At 35.2% G+C, this 25,841-nt stretch carries 29 protein-coding genes and 2 pseudogenes; 2 read left to right on the top strand and 29 right to left on the bottom strand.

The genetic code is table 11. The features are described from left to right. Positions 1-865: pseudogene (locus BUB12_RS07645) on the bottom strand (dicarboxylate/amino acid:cation symporter); the annotation flags it as partial. Positions 866-934: 69 nt separating this feature from the next. Further along, positions 935-2,209, bottom strand: a complete 1,275-nt coding sequence (locus tag BUB12_RS07640) for an aminotransferase class V-fold PLP-dependent enzyme (protein ID WP_072889699.1) — start codon at positions 2,207-2,209, stop codon at positions 935-937. Positions 2,210-2,348: 139 nt separating this feature from the next. Between BUB12_RS07640 and BUB12_RS07635 the strand changes: the two genes are divergently transcribed. Beyond that, positions 2,349-3,212 carry a LysR family transcriptional regulator gene (locus tag BUB12_RS07635; protein WP_072889697.1) on the top strand — a complete coding sequence of 288 codons (864 nt, stop codon included), beginning with the start codon at positions 2,349-2,351 and terminating at the stop codon, positions 3,210-3,212. Positions 3,213-3,361: 149 nt separating this feature from the next. Continuing rightward, entirely contained in the window at positions 3,362-4,186 is an 825-nt protein-coding gene (locus BUB12_RS07630) for a nuclease-related domain-containing protein (RefSeq protein WP_072889695.1), read from the top strand. A gap of 136 nt (positions 4,187-4,322) precedes the next feature. On the opposite strand, the gene BUB12_RS17830 is transcribed toward BUB12_RS07630, so the two are convergent. The 27 genes and pseudogenes from BUB12_RS17830 to BUB12_RS17640 all read right to left on the bottom strand — a co-directional run bounded on the left by BUB12_RS17830 (position 4,323) and on the right by BUB12_RS17640 (position 25,831). Then, on the bottom strand, positions 4,323-4,967 hold the full coding sequence (locus BUB12_RS17830; protein WP_084063265.1) for a GIY-YIG nuclease family protein: 645 nt from the start codon (positions 4,965-4,967) through the stop codon (positions 4,323-4,325). Beyond that, positions 4,951-5,379 carry a hypothetical protein gene (locus BUB12_RS07620; RefSeq protein ID WP_072889692.1) on the bottom strand — a complete coding sequence of 143 codons (429 nt, stop codon included), beginning with the start codon at positions 5,377-5,379 and terminating at the stop codon, positions 4,951-4,953. The genes BUB12_RS17830 and BUB12_RS07620 overlap by 17 nt, the downstream gene beginning before the upstream one ends. Positions 5,380-5,712: 333 nt before the next feature. Continuing rightward, positions 5,713-5,883: a DnaD domain protein gene (locus tag BUB12_RS07610; RefSeq protein WP_234982610.1), complete on the bottom strand. Its 171-nt coding sequence runs from the start codon at positions 5,881-5,883 to the stop codon at positions 5,713-5,715. Positions 5,884-5,930: 47 nt separating this feature from the next. Then, a complete protein-coding gene (locus BUB12_RS07605) occupies positions 5,931-6,530 on the bottom strand; it encodes a DUF1643 domain-containing protein (RefSeq protein ID WP_072889687.1) in 600 nt (199 codons plus the stop codon). A 19-nt stretch (positions 6,531-6,549) separates the two neighbouring features. After that, positions 6,550-7,107, bottom strand: a complete 558-nt coding sequence (locus BUB12_RS07600; RefSeq protein ID WP_234982609.1) for a hypothetical protein — start codon at positions 7,105-7,107, stop codon at positions 6,550-6,552. A 102-nt stretch (positions 7,108-7,209) separates the two neighbouring features. Continuing rightward, positions 7,210-8,211 carry a helix-turn-helix transcriptional regulator gene (locus tag BUB12_RS07595; protein ID WP_072889684.1) on the bottom strand — a complete coding sequence of 334 codons (1,002 nt, stop codon included), beginning with the start codon at positions 8,209-8,211 and terminating at the stop codon, positions 7,210-7,212. 369 nt (positions 8,212-8,580) lie between these two features. Further along, entirely contained in the window at positions 8,581-9,465 is an 885-nt protein-coding gene (locus tag BUB12_RS07590) for a protein phosphatase 2C domain-containing protein (RefSeq protein WP_072889682.1), read from the bottom strand. Positions 9,466-9,484: 19 nt separating this feature from the next. Next, positions 9,485-10,096: a hypothetical protein gene (locus BUB12_RS07585; protein ID WP_072889680.1), complete on the bottom strand. Its 612-nt coding sequence runs from the start codon at positions 10,094-10,096 to the stop codon at positions 9,485-9,487. A gap of 8 nt (positions 10,097-10,104) precedes the next feature. Then, on the bottom strand, positions 10,105-10,470 hold the full coding sequence (locus tag BUB12_RS07580) for a hypothetical protein (protein ID WP_143155608.1): 366 nt from the start codon (positions 10,468-10,470) through the stop codon (positions 10,105-10,107). A gap of 42 nt (positions 10,471-10,512) precedes the next feature. Continuing rightward, positions 10,513-10,755 (bottom strand): annotated as a pseudogene (locus tag BUB12_RS07575) (type II toxin-antitoxin system RelE/ParE family toxin); the annotation flags it as partial. A 70-nt stretch (positions 10,756-10,825) separates the two neighbouring features. Beyond that, positions 10,826-11,074: a type II toxin-antitoxin system prevent-host-death family antitoxin gene (locus BUB12_RS07570; RefSeq protein WP_072889677.1), complete on the bottom strand. Its 249-nt coding sequence runs from the start codon at positions 11,072-11,074 to the stop codon at positions 10,826-10,828. A gap of 160 nt (positions 11,075-11,234) precedes the next feature. Beyond that, positions 11,235-12,155 (bottom strand): hydroxymethylglutaryl-CoA lyase, encoded by a 921-nt coding sequence (locus BUB12_RS07565; RefSeq protein WP_072889675.1) that lies wholly within the window; start codon positions 12,153-12,155, stop codon positions 11,235-11,237. Between the two features lie 25 nt (positions 12,156-12,180). Next, positions 12,181-12,927 carry an SDR family oxidoreductase gene (locus BUB12_RS07560; protein WP_072889673.1) on the bottom strand — a complete coding sequence of 249 codons (747 nt, stop codon included), beginning with the start codon at positions 12,925-12,927 and terminating at the stop codon, positions 12,181-12,183. An 83-nt stretch (positions 12,928-13,010) separates the two neighbouring features. After that, a complete protein-coding gene (gene dctP, locus BUB12_RS07555) occupies positions 13,011-14,069 on the bottom strand; it encodes a TRAP transporter substrate-binding protein DctP (RefSeq protein ID WP_072889671.1) in 1,059 nt (352 codons plus the stop codon). A gap of 76 nt (positions 14,070-14,145) precedes the next feature. Beyond that, positions 14,146-15,429, bottom strand: coding sequence for a TRAP transporter large permease (locus tag BUB12_RS07550; protein ID WP_072889669.1), 1,284 nt, complete (start codon positions 15,427-15,429; stop codon positions 14,146-14,148). 34 nt (positions 15,430-15,463) lie between these two features. Next, positions 15,464-15,949 carry a TRAP transporter small permease gene (locus tag BUB12_RS07545; RefSeq protein WP_234982608.1) on the bottom strand — a complete coding sequence of 162 codons (486 nt, stop codon included), beginning with the start codon at positions 15,947-15,949 and terminating at the stop codon, positions 15,464-15,466. A 73-nt stretch (positions 15,950-16,022) separates the two neighbouring features. Then, positions 16,023-17,573, bottom strand: coding sequence for an acyl-CoA carboxylase subunit beta (locus tag BUB12_RS07540; protein WP_072889665.1), 1,551 nt, complete (start codon positions 17,571-17,573; stop codon positions 16,023-16,025). A gap of 27 nt (positions 17,574-17,600) precedes the next feature. Continuing rightward, the gene (locus tag BUB12_RS07535) at positions 17,601-18,785 is read right to left on the bottom strand and encodes a CaiB/BaiF CoA transferase family protein (protein ID WP_072889663.1); all 1,185 of its coding nucleotides are present in this window, start codon (positions 18,783-18,785) and stop codon (positions 17,601-17,603) included. 36 nt (positions 18,786-18,821) lie between these two features. Beyond that, positions 18,822-19,040, bottom strand: coding sequence for an acyl-CoA carboxylase biotin carboxyl carrier protein subunit (locus BUB12_RS07530; RefSeq protein ID WP_072889661.1), 219 nt, complete (start codon positions 19,038-19,040; stop codon positions 18,822-18,824). A gap of 12 nt (positions 19,041-19,052) precedes the next feature. Further along, complete coding sequence (locus tag BUB12_RS07525) at positions 19,053-20,399, bottom strand: acetyl-CoA carboxylase biotin carboxylase subunit (protein ID WP_072889659.1); 1,347 nt, start codon at positions 20,397-20,399, stop codon at positions 19,053-19,055. A gap of 25 nt (positions 20,400-20,424) precedes the next feature. Further along, on the bottom strand, positions 20,425-21,189 hold the full coding sequence (locus tag BUB12_RS07520) for an enoyl-CoA hydratase/isomerase family protein (protein WP_159431555.1): 765 nt from the start codon (positions 21,187-21,189) through the stop codon (positions 20,425-20,427). A 25-nt stretch (positions 21,190-21,214) separates the two neighbouring features. After that, positions 21,215-22,411, bottom strand: coding sequence for a thiolase family protein (locus tag BUB12_RS07515; RefSeq protein ID WP_072889657.1), 1,197 nt, complete (start codon positions 22,409-22,411; stop codon positions 21,215-21,217). Between the two features lie 18 nt (positions 22,412-22,429). Then, on the bottom strand, positions 22,430-23,080 hold the full coding sequence (locus tag BUB12_RS07510) for a 3-oxoacid CoA-transferase subunit B (RefSeq protein WP_072889655.1): 651 nt from the start codon (positions 23,078-23,080) through the stop codon (positions 22,430-22,432). Then, a complete protein-coding gene (locus BUB12_RS07505) occupies positions 23,080-23,739 on the bottom strand; it encodes a CoA transferase subunit A (protein ID WP_072889653.1) in 660 nt (219 codons plus the stop codon). Before BUB12_RS07505 ends, BUB12_RS07510 begins: the two co-directional genes overlap by 1 nt. A gap of 160 nt (positions 23,740-23,899) precedes the next feature. Beyond that, the gene (locus tag BUB12_RS07500) at positions 23,900-24,220 is read right to left on the bottom strand and encodes a DUF3870 domain-containing protein (RefSeq protein ID WP_072889651.1); all 321 of its coding nucleotides are present in this window, start codon (positions 24,218-24,220) and stop codon (positions 23,900-23,902) included. A 541-nt stretch (positions 24,221-24,761) separates the two neighbouring features. Beyond that, on the bottom strand, positions 24,762-25,589 hold the full coding sequence (locus BUB12_RS07495; protein ID WP_072889649.1) for a magnesium chelatase domain-containing protein: 828 nt from the start codon (positions 25,587-25,589) through the stop codon (positions 24,762-24,764). A 98-nt stretch (positions 25,590-25,687) separates the two neighbouring features. Then, the gene (locus BUB12_RS17640; RefSeq protein WP_159431554.1) at positions 25,688-25,831 is read right to left on the bottom strand and encodes a hypothetical protein; all 144 of its coding nucleotides are present in this window, start codon (positions 25,829-25,831) and stop codon (positions 25,688-25,690) included. Between the last annotated feature and the right edge of the window lie 10 nt (positions 25,832-25,841).

Genomic DNA, 25,841 nt, shown 5'->3' with positions numbered 1-25,841 from the left:
CTAATGGTAAGGAGAAACCAGTTAAGCTCTTTGGTACACCTAAATCCTTTTCTACCACGTCCATCGTATATGGTAATGTACCCGAACTACTTGTTGTACTTATAGTAATTGGCCAAATCTTACTAGCACTTTTATAGAACGTACCAAGTTTCATCTTTACAAAGAATTTAATTATTAGTGCGTAAACAACAAAACAAATTAGTAAAATTCCAATATAATCCACAATAATTAACGATGTTTATGCTCCTAACACTGAGGCACCATATTCACCTACTGTAGTTGCAATTAAGGCTGCAACCCCAATTGGAGAATATTTCATTACCATACCTGTAACCTTATACATCACTTCGGTACCATTATCAAAGAATTTTTTCATAGTACTCGCTTTATCCCCAAGGATTACCATAGCAACACCAATGAAAATGGAGAAAATAATAATTTGCATTAAGTTCCCCTCAACCAATGAGCTAATTGGGTTTGTAGGAACCATGGATACAAGTGTATCAAGTACGGAAGGTGTCCCTTGTTCTTCATACCCCTCAGTAGATAATGACAGTTCTTCTAGATTTATACTAGATCCTGGAGAAAAGATATTGGCTACACTTATCCCAATAATACCCGCAAATATAGTTGTAACAATATAAAATAGAAATACTTTAGACCCTAATCTTCTCAACTTTTGAAAACTACTCATAGATGTAATACCACTAACAATAGAAAAGAAAACTAATGGTACAACAATCATCTTAATTAAGTTTAAGAATAAGTCTCCAAATGGCTTAACAACTGTTACTTTCTCTCCAAATATTAATGCAGCAACAATACCAATAACAAAACCTATAAATACCTTGGTACTTAGTGACATCTTTTTCATCTTTTCATCTCCTTCATACATTATGATTACGCTTACAATTTTAAAAATAAAGTAAAACTACTAAAGTGATGCTATTTTTTTTGTTGCCAATAAAAATTTATCAATATCTTCAAAACTATGACAGTGTAATGGAGATACTCTCACAATACCTTCCACTTGCAACGAATCTAAAATTCGTTTGGAATAATGATTGGAATTTACTCTTTCATATACTAAGATGTTTTCCACACCGTATTTCCCTACTGCTTCTGAGCAAGAAAGTTGATTAAAAGTAAGTGCAGCGATCAAATCTTTGTTTTCTATCCCATGGTCGATAAAATGGATGTTTACTCCCTCTATATCCTGTATTCCTTGAACTTCATCACTTCCATGGATGATTCGGTCTAGTAACGCTTGTTCATGTTGATGAATCTTGGTCATTCCTTTTGTTAATAGGGTTCGTCTATCCGTAGTGTCTGTGTAAAAAGAACCAACCTGGCATAAATAGTCTACAATTTTTGTGAAACCTGCAAAATGAGCTGGGGCTGGACTACCGACACTCCAATTTGTTTCATCAGTAGCTAGTAATCGGTGGTGTGGAAATGCAGCAACTCGATCAGATACATATCCATATGCCATACCGCGATTTCCAAACATCTTATATGGCGCAATATTTAATCCATCGATTTGTAACTTATCTACATCAATTACACTATGTGGTGCCGCTTGAACCGCATCTACTACGATAAAAATATCTGGATTAATTTCTCGCACCTTTTTAACGATTGTTTCAATATCTAATACCGTTCCAGATATGTTTGAAGTCATCATTACTGATAACAACGACGTTTCGGAATCAACTAGTGAAATAATATCCTCAACATCTACCCCACCTGTATGCTGATTGGCCTGTGCAACCCTTAATTCCTTCTGTGTCTTATCTGCATACATCTTACATGCATCATAGGAAGAAGGATGTTCAATCCCCGTTGTAACAATATTCGTACCCACTGAATGTTCGGCAATCACACCAATTATTTCGAACATGATCTTTGATGCCGTAGAACTTGGAATGATACTTCCATCTTTTGCATTTAAAAATAATCGAATATCATCCATTCCTCTTTCCATCGTATCTGTTAGTAATTGGGCAGCAGGGTTATCCCGTAAAGGACAATCAGGGTATGCCGCAAATTTTGCCTCTTCTGCAACAACACTTTTTAGTCTTAGTGACCCACCAGAGTTTTCGAAAAATAACCGTTCATTTCCAAACATATCCTTATCTAAATAAGCAAATGACGACCGAACAAACTCATGCACCTCACTACTAAATGGCATTGCCTCTGTCTCAATCATTTCATCCCTCCTGTTGTATTTGTTTAAGGAATTTTCTAAATAATTATATAAATATCCTATCACTAATGGTATAATATTGTAAAATTAAATATTTTGATATTTATTATCTAAAAATCTAATATTTATAATGGAGGTTCATATGAAGCCTACAGAAATTGAGTCTTTTCTAGCGATCGTTCAATTCGGTAATTTAACAAAAGCTGCTCATTCACTTTTCATATCTCAGTCCACACTTAGTCAGAGGTTGAAAGCACTTGAGGACGAATTAGAAATCACTCTTTTAAAAAGGAAGAAAGGGCAAGATTTTATCACACTTACTCCTGCAGGTGATAAATTTTATAAAATAGCAAAAAAATTTGAGCGTCTTGCTATTGAAGCAAAAGAGATTAAAACAGAACAAGAAGAAGATACACTAATTGTTGGAGCAGTAGACAGCATCCATAATTTTGTCCTGCCCTCCATTTATAATCAGATCAAGAAGAAGTATCCAAAGACAAAACTAGTATTGAAAACACATCAATCAGATGAACTTTACACTTTAATAGAAAAGCAAGAAATCGATATTGGGTTTTCGCTCCAAGAGAGGGTGTTGAATCGGTTTTCAGTAAAACGTATGTTTGAGGAAAAGATGGTCTTAGTTAAGAAAAGGGGTATTGAGGATATAAATATCATACATAACTCTGATTTAGACCCAGAGTACGAATTATACGTTAATTGGGGAATGAATTTTAGAAGTTGGCATGAAAAATGGTGGGGTATTGAAGGTACTCGCGGTATCCAAGTTGACACTGCTTCACTGATGATGCTTTTCCTAAAAAACCCTAGAAATTGGGCCATTGTTCCAATCTCTATGGCAAAACAGTTCGAAAAAGAATATGATGTAAGCATTTACCCACTTTATGACGAAGCACCAAACCGAATTTGTTACGCAGTTTTTCCAAAAGATAGTGAGAAACTTCCTATAATAGAGAACTGTATTTTGAATAGGGGGATGGAAACGTGAATAGGTTCTTTCAAATTACCATTCGTTCTATTTGCACAAAAAAGGCTCCATAACTACGTATATGTACTATTCTTTTATTTTATGGCCCATTAAATTTTATACAAAAAGTTACAACTAAAATAATTACTAAAGAAGTAGGGAGAAAAATCATGCTATTATTCTTAAACTTTTTAAAGAAGAAAAAGTACGAGGACAAACCCAAAACAGCTAATGTGTTAACGGCAGAGTCAAAAAAGACGAATGAACAGGTTGCTGCTAGAAAAGGTGAAATTGGAGAATACAAGATTGATATACAACTGGATCAGTTACCAAAGGATTTTCGATACTTAAGTGACCTCCTAGTAAAGAATCCAAAAGCAAAATCAGGCTATTCCCAAATTGATCATGTGGTTTTAACTCCTTATGGTATCTTTGCCATAGAAACGAAAAACTATCAGGGGACCATTTATGGTGGAAAAGATCGTAAAACATGGTTGGTAAATGGAAAGTTTAAAATGATGAACCCTTTTGTACAAAATTATGGGCATATAAAAGCATTAACGTCATTTATTGATGAGAAGTACCATGATTTATTTATCTCCATGGTTTCTTTTACAAAGCGCTGCACATTTAAAGTTGACTTAGATTACCGTAAAATGGCGTCCAATGAAATTATAGTTTATGACATCGAGTTATCAGAGTTTATCCATCGGAAAGTCTCGGTATTGAAAATTCATCATAAGGAACCTCTCCTAACTGAAAGTGATATCTTATCCATTTTCAATGCCTTTTCGAAAGCTAACATTACTGACCCGAAAGTTAGAGAAGAACATAAGCGCGCTTTAAAAACAAAGGCATCAGATGAGAAGACTAGCTCTAGGTCAACATGTACCGTTTGCAATAAACCTGTTTCAGAAAAAGTTAAAACGTTTTGTTTAACAAATAAAAAATTCAACGGCAAAATCTATTGTTATGAACATCAGAAGACCTTTTAAAATAGTATCTAGTAAAGTGTGTCGAGATAGCAGAACAAATTTCAAAAAATAAAAATGAGTAATTAAACTAATATAGAAATCAACTAAGGGAAAAGGTCTCAGAATAAACCTTATCCCCTTTTCCCTTAATAATTATTCAATCCAATGCATCCCTAACACCCTCCACTCCCTTCACCACCCTCACCGCTTCCTCCACCCCAACTTCAAAAAACTCCCGATTCTCTGTCACTCGAAGTCCTCTTTTCTCCAAAATCTCATGAATTCTCTCCTCTGCACGGATGCAATCTTCAAAGTATGCATGATATTCCAAAATAAACGGAGTTGGGATTCCTGAGTGCTTGGATAGTTCGGTTACTCGGATATTTGGATCTCTAGTGGTATGTCCGATTTTCACTAAATTGTTCATCGAATGATTCGATAGCACATAGACATATCCCGGAATCCCTACCTTCCTTTCCATCCGTGCAACCTTCTCCCCCACCTTTTCGTCAACTGGTTCTTCCATGGCCATTTTAATTTGGAGAACGAGGTTGGATAAGTCCTCTTGCTCTATATCCACTGAAACAAACACTTCATCAACCAACCGGTAGAGTGCTAGTAGGCATGGCTCTGTCATGGACAAATCTCTAAAAAGGGAGACATATAAATAGATCAGCCTCCCAACATAGTCATAAAAATTATCGACGTTATTAAATAAGAAGTCTTTATTTCTATTAAAGTATTTGATTAACATATGATAGTTTTCACTAGTCAGCTCTTCATTATTAGTCAGTTTCGTCATTGGATATCTTTAATTCTCTGGCTTTTTTTTCTAGGCTAGCTTTCTCCTTGTCCATTACTTCCATAAGTCTGCCTCTCCTACTCTCCCCTGTTAAACATTCCTGGCAAGTACCACCATCATCCAACCTAGACAAGCGTTTCATTCGATAGAAACCCGGAAGATTTCCCCTTGATTGATATTCAATATACTCTTTCTCAATTAGGATACGTCTTGCCCTTTTAAAACTTGCAAGTGGTAATCCAGCTTTTAATCGCAGCACAGGGCCACTGACTGTAAAATCATCGGCCCAATTTGCATTGCTATTGATGAATAACAATGCATGCCAAAGGGCAATGGAAGATGTGGGTAGTGGATCTCGCTCGTTGGCATAATAAAATGCGATGACTTCTCTGTAGTATTTTGTAGATTGCATGAATTTCCCCTCCTTCATATATACATTCGAAAAAAGGATGGGGTTTGGGGGTGTTTATTTATAAATATGTTAAAAAAGATTACCCATTTGACAAAATTCGGGAAGTGACAGGCACCCATTCGTATGTGAATTCGCTCCACAGCCTCGGGTATTCGCTCGACAACCCAAAATATTCGCTCCACAATCGCACCAAATCGCTCCACCCACCTCCTCTAACTCCCCTCCCGATACTTCCTCAACATTTCTCCAACGTCTTCTTGTTCCCCACCATTCATTGCCACCACCGCATTCTTCTTCTTCCTCTTCCTCTCCAAAAACCACTCCAGCACAATTTCACCCGATTGCCGGGCCTTTTTCCGTTGACCATAGCCAACTCCACCCTTTCGTTCCCGCAAAAACTTCCTTTCCTCTGCTTCCAGCTGCTCCACAGTACGGAATGCCTTTCTTCGCCCATGCATTTAGTATTCCTTTAACGTATCCCCAGGTTGCTTTATTGCGTTCCAATGCGGACATGGTGCCTCTCACCATGCCCTCATTGTCCCAATAATAGATTATTTGTAAAATACATTCTTATATTTTTTCATTGGTTTTAATTCCTTTGTAAACCAAGTCATGCCATGTCGAGGGAACATGCCACCACCTACCATTCTTTCAACGTAATAAGCATTTCTTTCGGCAAGTAACTTTTCCACCTTCATAATCCTATCCTGGTATAGAGATTTCATATGTCTATTCGCATTATTCGGATAACCTCCCCACGCGACAACAATCCGTTCAAATTCATTGGAATGAATCATGTCCTTTAATACTTCATCATTTTTTTCGCCGATGATTACTTCAGGTGAATCTAAATATTGATTAAGGCATTCCGAATCAGTAGAAAATGTCGCAAATAGATTTACAATAGTAACCTCTGAGTAACCACTTTTCTTAAAATAAACTAGAATGCGATCTACCGTTTGATCAGATTCATAAATTCCTTCTTGATGGTCGATTTTTGCTTTACTTGGGTTTTTTAAAATGACAAGAACTTTTTTTCCTTGCTCATCATCTTGCTTAAGTGGTATTCGGATATAATAACGACAATTTTTATCTAAATCCATGTCAATGTTAATTTTTTCCACTTCTACAAAACTAGGAAATGATTTCATTTTCTATTCCTCCCAATTCTTAATCAAATTTACTCATCTTTTCCAATACAGTTGCATATTTGCGGAAGTGAATCTTTACTTTTTCAAGCACCTCATCATATTCTTCTTCCAGTACTTTAACAACTTCCCATGCATTTTCTCCTTCAAATGTACTTCGTTCTAACATAATTATCTCGTCTTCTAAATATATGTTGATATAAATTGGTTCTTCCATGTCAATAATTGCTTCAGGGAACTGGTGACTTAACCATCTCATAGTGGATTCAGCACCCATTTGATCCCTTTCCTTAAAGACCTCGTTTGCTTCATTAAGAGGTTTCCAGCTCAACTTAATGTATAGTAGATTATCCTGTTGAAATAAATTTACATAGCGTGTTCTAAAACTTGGTGTTTTATAGCTCCAGTGTTCATTAAAATCATCTCCGTCATTTTCCCAATATCCACTAAATTGTGGAACATACTGCACCTCCTTTCTCTTCTTCGGCATGCTGCACAAATAGTAAATTACAAACAGTGCAATAACCACACCCCACATTGGAATCACATACCTTTCTTTTAATGGCTGTGTATTCTCCATTAATTTGCGCTAAAATAATGTGAATATTGTTATATTTTTTATTCTTTTAACAATAATAGTAAAAAAAATAACGACAGCTGGGGAATAATTCCATAGCTGCCGTTAAACTGAATATATTTGATTCATTTTTTTACTTTCCTCTTTCATTCTTAAAACTAACTCTGGTGGATCAATTACTTGTGCATCGCTTCCCCATGTTAACAACCATCTGACTAAACCATCACTAATAGCTGCTTTTGTTCGTAAAATAAAATACTGTTCACCGTCCTGCTCAATTGATACATCTATCCCAAAACGATCTATAATAACATTAATGAGATGATTATCAAATCTAACTTTCAAGTCCTTAACCTCACCAGGGTACATATTAAAGAGACTATTCAAGTACTTTTCTATATTAAAATATGGGTCTTTCTGGAAGTTTTTTTCTGTTATATGCACATCTACCATCCGATCCACTCGATATTGAACTAAATCATCGCTTTCCAGCTTCTGGGCAATCAAGTAATAATAATCATTACTCCAAACTAAAGCATAAGGCTTCGCTTCCCTCACTTTACCGTCTTTACTTAAGATAAATTCTTTATTCACATTATACTTTCCATATCTAAACTGTATGATATTACTATCATGAATAGCTTTATGTAGATTGTAAGCATGATATTTCAATTTTTTAGCTTCTTCAATTGCAATATTATTAATATATAACTGGTTTTTTAAATCAGTGCCAATTGATTCACTCGTAAACTTTTTCACTTTTTCTATAATTGATTCTTTCTCTATCTTTGGAATAAAACGAGCTGACGAAATGGCGTCCATTATAAAACGTATTTCTTGGAAATCAAATTCTCTTTCTAAATAACTGTAATAATTAGGAAGTCCTTTTCCTCTATTTTCAACATGGATCTCTGTAAACTTTGAGGAATGAAGGGTTCTTAAATCGTCTTTTACATTATCCTGTGTGATATCTGCGTCATAACCAAATCTTTCATTTACTTTTTCCGTTAGTTCTCTAACCGTTAATCCTCTGTATTCATCCGTGTCACTTTTCAAAACATCAATCAAAGCTAATATCCGATCTGTTTTATAAATTTTAATGATCATCACTCCTAACGAAACTGGTTCTAAGTAATTGTTTAATCTCCCTTATCCATAAAACTATTTAAAAAAAGCAGAAGTACTCTATCAAGTCTTCTGCTTTTCATGTTGAATTAATTATATTTATTTATAATACTATTTTGAATTTACTTTCAATAAAAGTCAATCATATATAATAACCGTATCTCAAGAATTTTTACAATGATTATAATATAGATATTCAGTTCGTTTGTGGGTTATGATACAACTTCTCTATCTATAATAAAGTCAAAAGGACCCACCAAGTGGTATCAGCCAACTTAGTGGGTTTCATTACTTCTTCATCATATAATATTTATTCTTTCTATTGGAACATGCCCCCACAACTTAGCACCTTTACAGCTTTATTAAAATTCCTGTTTTGTCATCGGCTGGCTTCAGTCTTGGGTACTTTTTACAAATCCTATCTTCAGATTCCTGTAAAATAATGTGATTTTTTAATTGTTCTACTCCATGTTCAAACGCGAATATCGCCGTTTTCAACCAAATAGATTGCCCGTCTGAAATAGTATTCTCATGCAGTTGCAACCCATCACTCAGTAAGAGAATACTACTCACATTTTGAAGTGGAATACTACCACTTTCAATATATTTCTTTACCTCATTACTACCATCAACAATACCGTATCCATCCGGTGTATTAAGTTTCCTTCGATTATGTACCAATTGTTGGTGGATTTCACTCTTCACTTCCTTTAAGAAACTGTCTACCTTCCCAGCATCCCACTGTTGATAATCATCTACTTTTGAGAGCTTTTGATTCAAAATATTGTTCATCATTTCAATTGCTATATTATCTAGACTCATAAGTGGGTCACGGGTAATTGCTCTTACTTCCCCATTTTTATACTTTAAAAAGAACATACAATCACCTGCGTGAACATAATTAATATGAGTGTTATTGAGTTGTACCGCAGCAATACCACATGTACTCCTTTTTTCTTTAGGAATTTCCTCTAAGTTAGCTATGTTAAGTTCTTTTTCAGTTTTCCATCTAAGTTTTTCATTACCTTGAAGTATCCAGTCAAGAAGGGATTGTGAGGACGAGGCATCTTTAGTTAAGGCATCACTCAGCGTCTCAGAAGCTATTTTTCCTGGTAATCCCCCTAAGCCTGTAGCCCCGTCAATAACCGAGAAAACACCTGCTTCTTTATCAACCACATAAGCATCTTCATTGTGGGGATTACTTCCTATTTCACTAATTACTTCAACTTGAACCATGAATTAACCTCCATTCCCATTAGATGTACAAAACAAACCCCGAAACTATTAACCCTATTCCAATAATTGCCACAATGATATATTTTGATAGATTCTCTTTAATGGTAGAGTGTAGAATACTCAACCCTAAATTTGCTAGTATTAATATTCCTGCCAAAATCAACATTAACATAGCAGATTCTAGATAACTAGGCTGATTACTAATAATATTAATGGACCCGATGATAAAACTGATAATCGCCGTAAAAAAGGCAAGCATTTGCATATTCTGTGTTTTCATTTGGTCTGCCTGTTCTTTGGTTTGCTCCAATATCTGTTCAACTGATGTTTCTGCCTTAATTATCGACCGCTTCGCATCCATTATATCGTGTCGAACATTTGCATATAATTCACGAGTCTTAATGTTTGATAGGTGATTCCTATAGTCACTTATGCGCATAGCATAGTCATTGGATTGTGGATTCTCAATATCAATTGCATGTGATACATTTTTCTTCGCTTCTTCATATTGTCCGTTCTGCGCTTGCAAACGAGCTTTGGTGCAAAAAAACATCGCATAATCATTCCTTAACAACAATACCGTTTCAATATAAGAGTTAGCATTGTCGATATCTTCCTGATCAATGTTCAAATTCTCTTCTAATCCACTCCAACATGCCTATTCAATTTATCAACAGCTAATCGTCCATATTTTATTGACTTCATAATGCCCTCGCGATCGCCAAACTGTTTGTACATTAAAGATAAGACATGGTAATGGAGGCTAAAGTTCTGAAATTCCCCTACATATTTGTCTACAATTCTCTTAAATGCAGAATGATTATTTTGCCTACGATGGTACAGTGTTACACCAAAAAAGGCCCGAAACCGAAGTTCTAGATTCTCTCCATTTTCCAGAATTTCCATTAATGTATCGACAATACCCTCATCACTTTGTGACAAAATTCGGGAAGTGGCACCAAATAAAGAAAATAAAAAAAGACACCCTTTAATGTAGAGTGCCATCCTGTATCTATTTTATTAAACCACTAAGTAGCCTAAGAAAAGTTATTCCTGTTCCTCATTAGGTTCTTCATCAAAGAGAACTTTCAAGTAATCTCGTTTTGAATACAAAATTCGGTAAATAGAAACATATACATCATCATTTTTGTAAAAAACAATGTATTGTCCACAAATCAAATACCTATAATCTGTTGGAATATCAATCTTTGACGATAATGCGAGTCCCAGCAACGGAAATTCTTTAAGTTTTCCGTAGCATCCCATAATATTTGTAATCACATCAACTGCTGCATTTGAATTTTGATATCAAGTAAGTCCTGTTTAGCAATGGGATTTATTCTTAATTTACGCATGCATATTAGACTCCCAGATCTTTTTTAAGTTCTTCTTCTGTTAGCCACTCATCTCCCGTTTTTATTGTTCTCTCAGCTTCCATGAGTTTTGAAAGAAGTTTGATGGTAGCTTGATTTTTTTCATATTCTTCAATATCAAGAATGGCGAATCTACCTCGACCATTTTTTGTAAGGAAAACGGGTTCGCCAACAACAATATCCTTTAATACTTCATTATAATTTCTTAAATCGGATACAGGCTTAATATTCGGCATAATATCGACTCCTTTTGTTGAGTTTATTATACCATTATTTCACGTAAAATTATACGTATAATTTTACGATTAGTGAGGCTTTGACCCTAAAGTTATGTAGGTATCGGTTTTCTTAGGTATTGCCTATTCGACAAAAATCGGGAAGTGACAGGTATAATACTTATATTGATCTTAGAATTTGGGATCGCTGCATCCCTAACATATTTTCAGAGTATTCACCTACACCTTTTAATTTTTCTAAGTCAATACCAGCGTCAATTCCTAAATCATTCAGTAGAAAGACAAAATCTTCCGTACAAACATTTCCTGTATTACCAGACTGGCTGCCTATCCTTTCTGCTGGTGGACCTCCAATACCTCCTAGACTTACATCAAAATGATTGACACCCGCTTGAAGTGCAGCATAGGCATTGCTGATACCCCAGCCCTTGGTATCATGAAAATGAGCAATAATCGGAATATCTTCTCCATAGTTTTCCTTTAGGATGGTATATAATTGATAGGATTGTTTAGGATTTGCCATTCCAGAAGTATCTCCAATAGTAATCCTGTCCACGCCCTTAGTAGAGAAATGATCAACTAATCTCAGAACATCTTCTGTTTCCACTGTTCCTTTGTAAGGGCAGCCAAATGCAGTTGAAACACTTATTAGTACTTCTAAACCGGCGTCTTTTGCTGAGTTAATCATTCCATCTATTTGATTGATTAGTTGTTTTTGGGTCATTTTAACATTAACTTTGTTGTATTCTTCACTTGCTGCAATTACAAAACTTACTTCATTGGGACCATATCCTTTTTCAACTGTGTCAATCGCTCTAAGTAAGGCCCTATTATTTACACATGTTGCTTTATATGAAACATCACTATTTTTATGAAGCTTTTCTAAAAGTTCTTCAGCATCTTTAAATTGAGGTACATATTTCGGGTGACTAAACGAGGTGACTTCTACTCTTTTAAAACCTGAATCTACAATTCTTTCAATCATATTAATCTTTTGATCAGTAGGAATATACTTCACTTGATTTTGAAGTCCATCCCTAGCCCAACATTCTGTTAATATAACTTTCTTTGGTAAACCCACATTTATAACCTCTCTTTCAACTAAACTATGTACGTTGATCTATAGGGCGAATTACTATTTCATTTACAGAAACATGCTTAGGTTGTTTTATTGCATATATTATTGCAGATGCTATATTTTCTGGAGTTAATCTAAATTCCATCTCTCTTTTCTGTAATAAATTAACAGCGTCTAAGTCTGTAATATGCTCTCTAAGTTCAGTATTAACAGAACCTGGAGATATAAGTGTTGTTTTTATATTTAACTTTGGTGATAGTTCTTGACGCAAGCCTTCTGTGATTGCTCTTATAGCAAATTTAGTCCCACTATAAATCGATTGAGTCAATCCCACTCTCATTCCGGCTACAGAGGAAATATTAATGATATGTCCATTTTTTTGTTTCTTCATTTCAGGTATTGCAGACGCAATACCATAGAGAACACCTTTCACATTTACATCAATCATCCGTTCCCATTCACTAACCTTTAATTTATCTATAAAAGAAAGTTGCATAACACCAGCATTATTAATCCATACATCAATTCTTCCAAACTTGTTAACTGCAAATTCAGCTAGCGCCTGTACCTGTTCCTGATTAGTTACATCGGTTTGTACAAATTCAACAATTCCATAGGACTTCTCAATAATTTCTTTTATTTCTTTTAAACGTTCTGTTCTTCTTGCAGCTAATATAACTTTTGCTCCATTATCAGCAAGTTGTATTGCTGTTTCTTTTCCAATCCCACTAGTAGCTCCTGTTACTATAACAACTTGCCCTTCTATTTTATTCAATATTATTTCCTCCAGCCATTAAGTTGAAATTTAATGAAGAACTATACATATATAGTTCTTCATTAAACAAGTGAGATCACTTCCTATTCTTTCGGACTTTCTTCCACTAACTCTAAAAAGCTATCTAATACTGATTGTGCATCATACCCTTTTTCGTCGGTCTTATTCTTCCAATCCTCAAAGGTTGGTTCTTGAATAACATCGTAAATGGACTCTAATAATTCATCAGAAAACTCGTACATTTCAATTCCTAGGTCTGTGAATTCTACTACTTTCTCTTCTAACTGCGAATCCATAAATTTAGCAAAATGTTCCACAGTCTTATCATTGGCCTCCTGCATTGCTGACTGAATATCCTTAGGTAAAGAACTCCAAGTATCATCACTAAACATCATAAATACCGCAGTAGTCCCAAAAAATCCATTCGTAGAAGAATACTTTAACTCCTCTTGAACACTATATGCTTCCCAATTAGCAATTGTATAACTTATACCATCAATTGTTCCACGTTGCAAAGCTGTATACATATCGGAAGATGACATTGAAATCGGAGAAGCACCAAGTGCATTATATAGAATTTCTTGAGTATTACCGGATGCTCTAATTTGTAACCCTTTAAAGTCATCTAATGATTCTATCTTTTTATCCATAGTACTAGGTTCATATGGTCCCATATTAGAACCCCACATCGGAACTCCACCTATTTCGGAAAATAATTTATCAAATTCAGCATTATTTGTAAGTAATTCTGTATAAGCTTGACTTGCTTGATATACTGTTTCATATGTCCCTGGTAACTCGGTTACTGTTGATAAAATTAATTCATCACCATAATATGCTGGTGTTACCAATGCAATATCAGCCGTTCCACTATTCAATAAATCCACTGTAGTCCCCGCTTTACCCAACTGTTCTGCTGGATAGTAATCAAAGGTAACCTTTCCATCTGTTAATTCTTCAACCTCGTTCATCCAAAACTCAGCACCTTCAACTGCTACAGTACTAGTACTTGATAAAGGGTGTGCTACTTTTAGATTAATAGTTTCTTCATCGTCCCCTCCAGCTTCATCTCCACAGGCTACTGTAATAGATGCTAGTAAACCAATCACCATTAGAAAAAGAACTCTTTTATATTTTATCAATTTTACCCCTCCTAAAATTTATTTATATGAACAACTTAAACCACATCATTTGGTAGTGTAAGTTGTAAATTTCAAGTTACATCAAACTTGGTAACCAAGTAACAATAACAGGGAATGCAATTAATATAACTAAAATGATAAAATCTGCTACTATTAATCTAGCTGCTCCCCTAAATCCAACTCCCAGAGGGACATTCGCTGCACTCGAAGCAACAAAGATATTCAATCCAAGTGGAGGTGTTGCCAATCCAATTTCTACAGTTTTCGCAATTACAATTCCATACCAAATTGGATCAAATCCTAATGCAATTATTACAGGAAATGTCAAAGGAATGGTTAAAAACATAATGGCTAATTGGTCCATTACACATCCCAAAAGTAGATACGATGCAACAATGATAATTAGGATAACCCATCTATTTACATCCATTGATTGGATTGCATTAATAATATTCTGTATTGAATTTGTAATAGTTAAAAAGTAGCCAAAAATCATTGCTCCAATGATAATAACAAAAATTTTCGCAGTTATTTGTATTGTAGAACTTAGAGCTTTTTTAATCCCTTCATAATTTATTTTTCTTAATACAATGACTATCATCAAAGCACAAAAAGATCCAAATGCTCCTGCCTCTGTTGGAGTAACGAAGCCTGTATAAATTGCAACGATTACAGCTAAAGCCAAAAGCAATACAGGCCATATTCCTTGCAAGGACGAAAATCTCTCTTTCCAGCCAAAACGCCCAATACTAGGAGCAACTTCTGGTCTACGTCTAACCCATAAATAAATAGCTAGACAATAGCCGATGACTGTTATAACTCCAGGAATCACTCCCGCTACAAATAGCTTTGCAATACTAGATTCAGTTAGAATCCCATAAATAATCAAAATTGTACTGGGGGGGATTATGAATGCTAAAGTACCTGCAACACTAACAACACCAACAGATACCTTGTCATCATAGCCATACTTTCTCATCTCCGGAACAGCAATAGAACTCATTCCTGCAGCAGATGCAGTTGATGAACCTGAAACTGCTGCCAAGCCTGCAGATGCCATGACGGTAGAAATAGCCATTCCACCTTTTAAGTGTCCAAACCACCTGTAGGCAGATGAAAATAATTTTTGTGTCATTTGTCCCTGGTTCATAAATTCCGCCATTAATATAAACATGGGAATAGTAGTTAATACAAAACTAGATGCTTCTTCATAAGGTGCTGTACGAAGGATACCTAACATTGAATCCGTACCTACAGTGAGCCATAACCCAACACTTCCAGATACCCCTAAGGCAATCCCAACAGGCATACCACCAATTAGAAATAGAACTAATAAAATAATCGCAATGGCAATTTCCATTTATTTCTCCCTCCTTCAATTCTTTGTGTACCTGTTAGGTATTTTCCTTATACCTTTCTGGACTCATTATTTCCTTAACATTCTCCCAAATTCTTAAACAACTAATAATGATAACCAGAATTGACCCAAGTGGCACCCATATATAAGATAAATAGAGTGGTAGAGATACAATACCTCCTGTTGAAATATCCTTTTCCCAAGCATGAAGTGTTTGTAGTAACCCTTGATATGCGATTAAAACAAAAAACAACATTGTAAATAAATGAGAAATTGCCGTGATAATCTTTAGTCCAGTTTTTGGTATGATATCAATTATTAATTTAAAACGTATATGATCATCTTTGTAATGAGTATAGGCAATACCCAAAAAAACAACAATTACCATTAAAAAGGACTCAGTTAAGCCGTAGACCCATGATAATGATTGTCCAAATATTCTTCTAGCTATTACATCCGCTGTAATAACAAGCATCATCAACAATAACCCTATCATAGAAAAGCTATTAAATATTTTTATCAACTTAGAGATTAAGTTACTAACTATTTCCTCCACCCCCTTGAATAGTAAACGCTTTCAAAGCTTTGTTCTAACTTTAAACCGGTCTTATACTTGTTTTTTTCCATGGTCGTTCAACCTTTTTATTCCAAGAGTTTTTAAGTCCATCATATATGACTCTTCTTGTATCCCTTGGATCAATAACATCATCAATCAATCCATTGGAGGCTGCAATATCTACATCAATAAGTTCTTTAAATTGTTCAGCATACTCATTCCATGCTTCCTTTGGATTCTCAGAATTAGCTATCTGTTTATGATATAAAATACTTGATGCCCCTTCCGCCCCCATTACACTAATTTCCGCAGTAGGCCAAGCAACAATTAAATCAGGATCATACTGTTTACCACACATTACAAAGTACCCTGCCCCATAGGCTTTACGAACAATTACAGTTATTTTAGGTACTGTTGCCTCAGACACGGCATGCAACATCTTAGCACCATGACGGATTATCCCTTTTTTCTCTACTTTTGAGCCTACAATGAAACCAGGGATATCTTGCAAAAATACTAATGGAATGGAATAAGCATCACATATATTGATAAAACGCGCTGCTTTATCAGCTGCATCTCCATCTAAAGCTCCACCCATATATCTTGGTTGATTAGCTACGATCCCAACTGGCATTCCACCGACTCTAGCAAACACAGTTATTATATTTTGTGCCCACTTCGGTTTGATTGCTAGATATTCACCATCATCCACGATCTCTTTAATAACATCGTACATATTGTAAATACGCTTCGAATTACTAGGCACTATTTCCATCAATTTTTCTGATATTTCATTTCTAGTTTCTGGTAAATCGTTTACTGGTGGTTTTTCTTCACAATTGGATGGAAAAAAGGATAGATACTGCTTAATTACGTTAATACATTCTTCATCATTTTCTACTTCAATGTCAGCTACTCCACTTTCCTCGGTATGAACTTTAGAGCCCCCTAAAGTTTGATCATCAACATCTTCACCAACAACAGCTCTTACCAAATGTGGTCCACCCAAGGCCATAAAACTAGTTCCTTTCACCATTGGAACAAAGTCAGCCAAAGCTGGTAAATATGCTGTACCTGCAACACCTGGACCCATCATTGCACAAACTAAAGGAACAACCCCAGACATCTTCACCTCATCGAAAAAATGACGACCATTATCGGCAAATAAAGAACCTATAGACTCCTGAATACGAACACCTGCCGAATCAATCAGCCAAATCATTGGAACACGATGTTTTAATGACCATTCTCTGACCCGATACATTTTCTTTTCTGCCACTTTTCCTGTAGAACCAGCTAGAACTGTATAATCATGTGCTGCAATACAAACAGGACGACCATCAATTGTTCCTCTACCTGTTACTACACCGTCAGCAGGGGTATATTTACCTTCCATCGTTGGATGGAGGTTTTGTTGATGTGCAAGTAAGCCCATTTCCATAAAAGATCCTTCATCTAGTAATAGAGAAATCCTCTCTCTAACTGTTAATTTTCCTGCATTATGCTGTTTTTCAATGTATTTCTCACTGCCCATTTGTTTGTATTTTTCTTTTTTATCATTTAACTTTTGTACTTTTTCATAAATATCCATAAAGAAAAACCTCCTTTATACTGCTACTTATTTTACTACCTTTTTTTCCCTTAAAGCTCTAATTTCCTCTTGAGTATGGCCTAATTCTAGTAATACTTCGTCTGTATGTTCTCCTAATAGTGGAGGATGACGACGAACTGTTGTGGTATCCTCAGAAAATTTAATCGGAAAGGAAGGTGTTTTCAAATTTTCAATTCTTGGATGCAAAATTTCCTTTGCCATCTCTCTATATTTGAATTGTTCTGTATTGACTACCTGCTCAATTGAATTAATTGGGCTACAAGGAACTCCAACTGCATCTAACTTAGAACACACTTCTTCACAAGTTCTCTCGCTTAATCTATCAGTTATAATCTCGATTAACTCTTCTTTATGTTCTATTCGCAATTGATTTGTCGAATATTTATATACTAAAAGATCCTCCCAACCAAGTGCTTGACAGGATTTTTCCCATAAACCATCATTAGCAATACCTAAAACAATATATTGATCCTTTGTAGGAAAAGCTTGATAAGGGAATAAAGAAGGATGACTTGAACCCTGCATAGTTGGAGATTTTCCAGTTCCAAAGTAAGTTGGTATTAAATAGTTCAGCATCATTACCTGAGAGTCTAATAAACTACAGTCAACATATTGTCCTTTTCCTGTTTCCTTTCTCGAATAAAGTGCAGATAATATACCGACAACACCAGAAATTCCTGTTGTAATATCAACTATTGAAGTTCCTACTTTTACAGGTGCTCTACCTGGTTCTCCTGTTACGCCCATGAGACCCCCGTACGCCTGTAAAATAATGTCGTATCCCCCTCTATTCTTTTCAGGACCCGTTCTACCAAATCCAGAAATTGATAAATACACTAACGATGGATTGATATAACTTAGCTCTTCATAACCAATCCCTAAACGGTCCGCAGTTCCGGTTCGAAAGTTTTCTATAAATACATCACAATCCTCTATCAGACTATGAATAATCTTAATTCCTTGTTCCGTTTTCAAATCGATAGAAATGCTTCTTTTATTTCTATTATTTGAAAGATAAATCATACTTTCTCCGTTCCATTCAGGAGGAAGCATTGCACGCGTTTCATCCCCAGTAGGTTTCTCAACCTTTATTACTTCTGCCCCTAAGTCTCCAAGCATTTGGCCTGCCAAAGGGCCAGCTATAGCTTGGGATATATCTAATACCTTTATTCCTTCTAATGGTAAGGACATCGAATTCCTCCAATCTAATTCTTGTTGTTTTGAATGTTATTTATCTATAACAACGACTACATCATCTTCTGATACAAATTCGCCTTCACTCACAAGTATTTCTTTCACAATTCCATCTTCTGTAGCTTCAATAGGAACTTCCATTTTCATTGATTCTAGTATAACTAAGTCTGTTCCCTCAGTTACCAAATCACCCTTTGATACATTTATTTTCCAAACAGATCCTGACATAATAGACTTAATATCAACAGTCATTTATAATCCCCCTTATATTGTTTTTACTAATTCTTTTGTCAAATTCGTATCGATTCTGCCATTTTTAAATTCATCTGATTGAAGTGCATGTATTAAGAAAGGTATATTAGTTTTAATTCCCGAGATTTTAAAATTATTAAGTGCCTCTAATAGTACCTGTATTGCTCTATCACGATTTTCTTCATGTACGATAACCTTTGCAATTAGCGGATCATAAAAGACAGAAATCTCATTTCCTTCTTGATATCCTGTTTCAATTCTAATAGAATCTCCACTTGGTGGTACAAATTTTTGTAACCTACCTGGTGACGGAAAAAATTTTACTGGGTCCTCTGCGTATACCCTTGCTTCTATGGAATGTCCATCTTTATTAATAGTAGAAGGTATGACGTCGCTAAGTTTCATACCTGCTGCTAATTTAATCTGTGCAACAACCAAATCAACTCCCGTTATTTCTTCTGTCACAGCATGTTCAACTTGCAAACGCGTATTCATTTCTAGAAAGCTGTATGTGCCATCCACTCCTCTTAACATCTCTATAGTACCTATATTGTTATAACCAATAGCTTTTATAACATTAGTAATTGTAGATGCTAGTTCACTAGTTTCACTTTCGTTGATTCCTACAGACGGTGACTCTTCTATTACCTTCTGATGCCTACGTTGAACCGAACAGTCTCTTTCATATAAATGAACAACATTCCCATGGTTATCTGCTAATATTTGAAATTCTATATGTCTTGGATTTTCTAAATACTTTTCCAAATAGATATCATCGTCAGAAAATGCTTTACTAGAAACTGATTTTGCCTGTTTTATTGATTTCTCTAATTCTCCTTCATGGAATACAGGGATCATACCAATCCCACCACCACCTCCAACCGGTTTTACGAGTACAGGATAACCTATTTCTCTAGCAACTTTTTTCCACTCTTCTTCATTTTCACCTAATACTCCAGACCCCTTACCAATTGGCATACCATGCCTTTCCATTAAGTCCCGGGCATGACTTTTATGCGACATAGTCTTCATCCATTTTGATGATGGCCCAATAAAAGTGGCACCTTTTTTCTCGACTGCAGCAGCAAATTCAATATTCTCTGATAAGAAACCATATCCTGGATGAACTCCATCTACTTCTGCATTCTTAATAATTTCCATTAATGCTTCTTGATTGAGATAACTTTTCTTTGCAACAGAATCTCCTATATAATAGGCTTCATCTGCCTCCTTTATATATGGAAGATCCTTATCAGCCTCCGAATACACTGCTACAGTTTTAATATTCATTGTTTTTAAAGCTCGTATGATCCTAGCTGCAATTGCCCCTCTATTTGCTACTAAAACTTTTTGAAACATATTTTCCCACCTTTACTAAGTTAGACTAATTTTTATTAACAAAAGCTTCAACACCCTTATGGAAATCATCTGTTTTTCTCATTCGTACATTCACTTGTCTACCTAAATTCATAGCTTTTTCGAATTCCAATTCTGATACTTGATAAAACAATTCTTTTGTCATTGTTAAAGCAGTTTGACTCTGATCAGCAATTTGCTTTGCTAGTTTCATAGTTTCATATTCAAGATTTTCTGCTGGTACTACATGGTTAACCAAGTTCATAGATAAGGCTTCTTTCGCGTCAACTTTTCTTCCTGTTATTAGCAAATCAAAAGCATTTCTAGGTCCTGCAATTCGTATCAGGTTAGAGGTTACCAATGCAGGTACAAAACCTCTTTTTACTTCAGGATACGAAAACTTCGCATTGTCTGCTGCAACCACTAAATCACATGCCAACGCAATTCCACAACCTCCAGCAAACACATAATTATGAACAGAGGCAATAATTGGCTTTTTGATTTGTCTCATCAATAAATGTATTTCTTTTGATAGATTCGCTCTCTCCTCAACTGCTGAACTATCCTCTTTTACATCAGCAAATTCCTTTATATCTGCTCCTGAACAAAAAGCCTTTCCTGCTCCATTTAGCACAATGCAATTAATATCTGGACTTTCGTCTGCATGGGTAATTACTTTCTTTAACTCATATAACATTGCTGTGTTTAGTGCGTTATATTTATCAGGACGATTTAAAGTAATAATTTGAACTTTATCTTTAAATGAGAGATTAATGTATTTTGGATTGATCAATTTTCCTTCCTCCTCTGGTATAGTTTTAGGTATCCCATTTTTTTATGACGGTTGAAATACCTAAACCACCTGCTGTACATAACGTGGCTAAACCATATCTCAAATCACTTTTTATCATTTCATGTACAAGAGTGACAATAATTCTAGCACCTGAACTTCCTAATGGATGTCCTAAAGCAATTGCCCCACCATTTTTATTTAATCGATCATCATCCGGAGTAATTCCCCATTCTTTCAATACTGCTATACTTTGAGCTGCAAATGCTTCATTTAACTCAATAATATCAATATCCTTCATCTCAAGACCTGAATTTCTCAAGGCTTGCTTTGTTGCTGGTACAGGTCCTAAGCCCATCTCCTTAGGATGGACACCACCTACACCAAAAGACTCAATACTAGCAAGAGGTTTAAGACCTAAAGACAAGGCCTTCTCTTCCTTCATAATCATTAACATTGCAGCTCCATCATTTAATCCAGATGCATTTCCTGCTGTAACAGTACCATCTTCACCTATGATTGGTTTTAATTTAGCAAGTTTTTCTAAATCAGTATCTCTTGGATGCTCATCCCTTGAAAATAAAGCCTTCTGTACTTTTCTAGTACTTACCTCAATTGAAACTATTTCATCTCCAAATCTGCCTGTTTCTATCGCCTTTTTAGCTTTCAATTGACTATTTAAAGCAAATTCGTCCTGTTCATAACGGGATATGCCATATTTAGAAGCTAGATGTTCAGCCGTTTCTATCATATTAAATCTGCCGTATATATCCTCTGGTTGAGATTTTGGTTGACTTTCTAGGTTAGAATCATAGATTGTAAAATGTTCGGGTTTTGAATTAAAACGATTCCCTACATAGTAATAAGGAGCTTGAGACATACTTTCCACTCCACCAGCTAATACTGTCTCAGTTTGACCTGTTAATATAGACATCCAGCTGTTATAAACTGCCTGCATACCTGATCCACATTGCCGATGTACTGTGTACGCAGGAATACTAGTTGGAAATCCTGCTTTCAATGCTGCCACTCTTGCTACATTTGGTGTATGGGCACTTTGTTTTGTATGTCCAATTATGGTTTCATCAACTAGTTTTGGATCCATCCCTGTATAAGACAATGTATTTTGAAGCAGAATTGATGCTAATTCTTCAGGTAAAACATTAGAAATTGCTCCGCCATATTTCCCAATAGGTGTACGTAATGCACTTACAATAACAACCATCGATATTACCTCCACTATCTAATCATTTACAGTCTCTTTAATTTTCACTTTAAAGTTTGCATCTGTTTTATCTTTAATCTCTTCTAATGTAGCTTCTGGGAGTATCTCTATAAGGAATAATTGACCCTCCTCAACTTCAAAAACTCCCAAATCAGTAATTATTAAATCGGCCGGCCTTAATGATGTAAGGGGATATTCTAATTCCTCTACTAATTTGGATTTTCCATCCTTAGTTGTATGAGTAGTAGCTATAATTACTTTTTTAACTCCTTCTAATAGATCCATTGCTCCTCCAACACCTAGTACATTTTTACCCGGTATATTCCAATTAGCTACTAGACCATTCTTATCTACCTGTAATGCGCCAATAACTGCTACATCTACGTGACCTCCTCTAATCATTGCAAAGGAATCTGCACTATTAAAATAAGATACGCCTTTTTGTACACTTACAGGAATTTTCCCCGCATTTACTATATTTGGGTCTGCATTATCAGCAGTAGCAATAGAATCAACACCCAAGATTCCATTCTCTGAATGCAAATAAATATTTTTATCCTCTTTAATATAATTTGCAGCAATAGTTGGAATTCCTATTCCCAGATTCACAACTTCTTCATCCTGTAAATATCTTTCTACATTTCTAGCAATCTTCTCTTTAATATTCATTATTCTCTAGCTCCCTTAACAACATAGTAATCAACATATAGATGTGGTGTAGCTATCTCTTCTGGTGATAATTCACCAACTTCTACAACCTCATCCACTTCTACAATCACTAATTTGGCTGCGGATGCCATAATCGGATTAAAATTCCTTGCCGATTTTTCATATACTAAATTACCTAATTTATCAGCTTTATGAGCCTTTATAAATGCCACATCTGCATTTAATGACCTTTCTAGGATGTATGTCTTACCTTCAAATATTTTTTCTTCTTTATCTTTACTCAACTGTGTACCAGCAGCTGCTGGTACAAAAAATCCAGGTATACCAGCACCTCCTGCACGAATTGCTTCTGACAAAGTACCTTGTGGTAATAATTGAACTTCTATCTCTTTATTTTTATAGGCGTTTACTACGTCTTTATTAGATGTGAAAAAAGAACCAACTGCTTTTTTTACTTGACCATTTAAAACGAGTTTTCCTAACCCCTTACCTTGTTCGCCTAAATTATTACTAATTATTGTTAAATTTTTAACCTCTGAATTTGCTAGCTCTTCAATAAGTTTTAATGGAGTGCCTATTAATCCAAATCCACCAACCATTATTTTATCCCCATCTTTTATATATTGAATTACATCTGACAATTTTAGTTCCTTGTTCACAACAATCAACTCCTATTTACATAATTATGAGAACGAAAAAACCTAGCAATCTAACTATTCACACACCAAATAAACTTAGTATGCTTTCGTCAAATCACTAGGTTTCAATTGATTAATTAAGAAGAGGTCGTCTTCTTACGACAATTAAATCCTACATATATTATTTTTCAAAATGATTCCAATACCTTTGTATAGCTGACTTTAATGCCACGATTACTGCTTGCTGGGATGGAGCAAGATAATGATTTTTAATCTTCTCGATTAATGGATCAATTCCGTCTGATAAATCATAACCAACTACTAGTCTTTCAAAAAAATCAGACGTTAATTTTGTTATAAAAGTAAAGCTAACATTCTCAATTACATTAGTATTAGCATTAATTTCTAATACAATACCAGCATGCTTGTATATCTCATACATTGATGTCCCTTGGGGAGCCTTCGAGTAACCTGTTACCAAAACTGTATTTACGTCGCCCAAAATACTTCTCCTTTTGCCAGATGATTAAATTTTCTATTAATTTATAAATTTATAATAATATAACTCTTGCATATTTGTCAATACTAAATCATTTAATTACCTAACATTGTATTTCTACAACATAACAATACATTTTAGATACAATATCAGTAAGAAATCCTAAACCGATTAAAAAATAATTCCATCAATGTGAGTTAGTGGAACATCTTCCAATGGTGGTAACGTTTGTTGGTAAAATTATTTTTAACTTATCTACCTTTAAATAGAATCTATGATTATATTTTCCTAATCGGTTTAATAGAATGAAATAGTAAGAGAGGTAATATAAATGAACAAAAGTAGAAAATTAAAATTGAAATCAATCTATACACCATTTCCTATTAATGAAGATGATGATGTATTTAGAAATGGTATTTTTCAATTTAATATCACTAAAATTTTGGAACAGATTCATAATGGAAAACTACTCCCAAAAAAGGAACAGGTACATGTCCAAGACTGGTTTAATTCTCGTTTCCATGGTTCCATTAACGAAGACCACTTACCCTCTGTTGATGTCACAAAGAGAATGATAAGGATCTCTGAATGGAGGAACTTGAAAGTTGGGATTCCTGACTCCTGCGAGTTGATATATACTCATCACGTCAAATTGTTGTTCTTGACTTAATGGAGGTAAAATCGATGGAAAGTTTTCTGCAAGAAGACTCTTCCCACAGCCTGGGGGACCCACCATCAATACATTATGACCACCTGCAGCAGCAATTTCTAACGCACGTTTTGCTTGCTTATGCCCAATCACATATTGAAAATCTTTTTCGTAGGTTGGCAGTTTCGTAGAGGATTTTATAGAAGTATTCTTAGAAATAATAGAAGTAGATAATTGACCAGAAAAAGAAGTAATTACTTCCTGTAAACTTTCAACAAACCGAAACTCAATGCCATCGATTGTATCCAACTGAACCCCCGGAATATGAGGGAGATATAATATCTTCAATCCTTCCTTTCGTGCAGCAATAATAGATGGTAGCATACCATCAACTGGTTTTATAGAGCCATCAAGTGACAACACACCTAAAAATGCGGCCCCATTTGGAATTGGATGCTTAATTTCACCAGCTTCCTTCATCACCCCAATCGCCATCGCCAAATCAAAAATCGGACTATTCTTCCTCTCTTCAGCTGGCGATAAATTGATGACTACTTTCTTATCAGGTATTTGTACATCATTCGCATACAAAGCCGCCATCACACGATCCTTACACTCCTTCACAGAAGCATCAGGTACCCCAACAATATTCACCCCTTCTGTTCCAGGAATCAACTGGACCTCCACCTGAACCTGATACCCTTCAATTCCCTTCAACCCCATACTAGAAACCGTGTCGCCATATAGTAAACCCTTTTCTATGAATCTATATTAGCTAAAAAGATAATAGAAACCTATGAAGAAGAGTCACAAAAATGCCATTATACAGCGTTTTCTAAAAACAAAATAAAAAATCCCACCAAGCAAAACACCCCAAAAACCCATTTCTCCTCCACCAACACTACCCAAAATTCATAAACTACCAAAATAAAAAAAATAGCCACAGTCACAAAAACTGTAGCCATCACTATTGTC

Origin of the sequence: Ornithinibacillus halophilus (assembly GCF_900129485.1) — a bacterium.
GTDB classification, from domain to species: Bacteria; Bacillota; Bacilli; order Bacillales; family Amphibacillaceae; genus Ornithinibacillus; species Ornithinibacillus halophilus.
The sequence above is the reverse complement of the archived record's forward strand: the minus strand, read 5'-3'. Positions and strand labels throughout refer to the sequence as shown.

What these genes read in the sequence shown, in the direction of transcription:
- BUB12_RS07640 (WP_072889699.1), bottom strand. Translation starts at nt 2,209, where the DNA reads ATGATTGAGACAGAGGCAATGCCATTTAGTAGTGAGGTGCATGAGTTT.
- BUB12_RS07635 (WP_072889697.1), top strand. Translation starts at nt 2,349, where the DNA reads ATGAAGCCTACAGAAATTGAGTCTTTTCTAGCGATCGTTCAATTCGGT.
- BUB12_RS07630 (WP_072889695.1), top strand. Translation starts at nt 3,362, where the DNA reads ATGCTATTATTCTTAAACTTTTTAAAGAAGAAAAAGTACGAGGACAAA.
- BUB12_RS17830 (WP_084063265.1), bottom strand. Translation starts at nt 4,967, where the DNA reads ATGACGAAACTGACTAATAATGAAGAGCTGACTAGTGAAAACTATCAT.
- BUB12_RS07620 (WP_072889692.1), bottom strand. Translation starts at nt 5,379, where the DNA reads ATGCAATCTACAAAATACTACAGAGAAGTCATCGCATTTTATTATGCC.
- BUB12_RS07605 (WP_072889687.1), bottom strand. Translation starts at nt 6,530, where the DNA reads ATGAAATCATTTCCTAGTTTTGTAGAAGTGGAAAAAATTAACATTGAC.
- BUB12_RS07600 (WP_234982609.1), bottom strand. Translation starts at nt 7,107, where the DNA reads ATGGAGAATACACAGCCATTAAAAGAAAGGTATGTGATTCCAATGTGG.
- BUB12_RS07595 (WP_072889684.1), bottom strand. Translation starts at nt 8,211, where the DNA reads ATGATCATTAAAATTTATAAAACAGATCGGATATTAGCTTTGATTGAT.
- BUB12_RS07590 (WP_072889682.1), bottom strand. Translation starts at nt 9,465, where the DNA reads ATGGTTCAAGTTGAAGTAATTAGTGAAATAGGAAGTAATCCCCACAAT.
- BUB12_RS07580 (WP_143155608.1), bottom strand. Translation starts at nt 10,470, where the DNA reads ATGGCACTCTACATTAAAGGGTGTCTTTTTTTATTTTCTTTATTTGGT.
- BUB12_RS07570 (WP_072889677.1), bottom strand. Translation starts at nt 11,074, where the DNA reads ATGCCGAATATTAAGCCTGTATCCGATTTAAGAAATTATAATGAAGTA.
- BUB12_RS07550 (WP_072889669.1), bottom strand. Translation starts at nt 15,429, where the DNA reads ATGGAAATTGCCATTGCGATTATTTTATTAGTTCTATTTCTAATTGGT.
- BUB12_RS07540 (WP_072889665.1), bottom strand. Translation starts at nt 17,573, where the DNA reads ATGGATATTTATGAAAAAGTACAAAAGTTAAATGATAAAAAAGAAAAA.
- BUB12_RS07535 (WP_072889663.1), bottom strand. Translation starts at nt 18,785, where the DNA reads ATGTCCTTACCATTAGAAGGAATAAAGGTATTAGATATATCCCAAGCT.
- BUB12_RS07530 (WP_072889661.1), bottom strand. Translation starts at nt 19,040, where the DNA reads ATGACTGTTGATATTAAGTCTATTATGTCAGGATCTGTTTGGAAAATA.
- BUB12_RS07525 (WP_072889659.1), bottom strand. Translation starts at nt 20,399, where the DNA reads ATGTTTCAAAAAGTTTTAGTAGCAAATAGAGGGGCAATTGCAGCTAGG.
- BUB12_RS07515 (WP_072889657.1), bottom strand. Translation starts at nt 22,411, where the DNA reads ATGGTTGTTATTGTAAGTGCATTACGTACACCTATTGGGAAATATGGC.
- BUB12_RS07510 (WP_072889655.1), bottom strand. Translation starts at nt 23,080, where the DNA reads ATGAATATTAAAGAGAAGATTGCTAGAAATGTAGAAAGATATTTACAG.
- BUB12_RS07495 (WP_072889649.1), bottom strand. Translation starts at nt 25,589, where the DNA reads ATGGGGTTGAAGGGAATTGAAGGGTATCAGGTTCAGGTGGAGGTCCAG.
- BUB12_RS17640 (WP_159431554.1), bottom strand. Translation starts at nt 25,831, where the DNA reads ATGGCTACAGTTTTTGTGACTGTGGCTATTTTTTTTATTTTGGTAGTT.